The organism is Capnocytophaga canis, assembly GCF_000827555.1.
Lineage (GTDB): Bacteria > Bacteroidota > Bacteroidia > Flavobacteriales > Flavobacteriaceae > Capnocytophaga > Capnocytophaga canis.
The window spans coordinates 1-264 of sequence record NZ_CDOI01000061.1; the positions used below are offsets into that span (position 1 = coordinate 1).

A 264-nucleotide genomic window follows, 5' to 3' on the forward strand; every position below is an offset into this window, starting at 1 on the left:
GTTAGCCGTACCGGAAGGTGCGGCTGGAACACCTCCTTTCTAGAGAAATACCTTTACGAGAGTAATTGTAGGATATTCTTTAAATCTTGTGCAGTCGATATTTCTAGGCTAATTAGAGGTTAGTGATTAGTGTTTAGAAGTTATATAGACTAATTGCTATTTGCTGATGGCTAATAGCTAAAAAGATGCAGTCTCATAGCTCAGCTGGTTAGAGCGCTACACTGATAATGTAGAGGTCGGCAGTTCGAGTCTGCCTGGGACTAC

General features: G+C 41.7%; 1 tRNA gene. It reads left to right on the forward strand.

The annotated features are described in order from the left end of the window. Positions 1 to 189: 189 nt before the first annotated feature. Positions 190 to 263 (forward strand) — tRNA-Ile (locus tag CCAND38_RS02125). The last annotated feature ends 1 nt before the right edge of the window (position 264 follow it).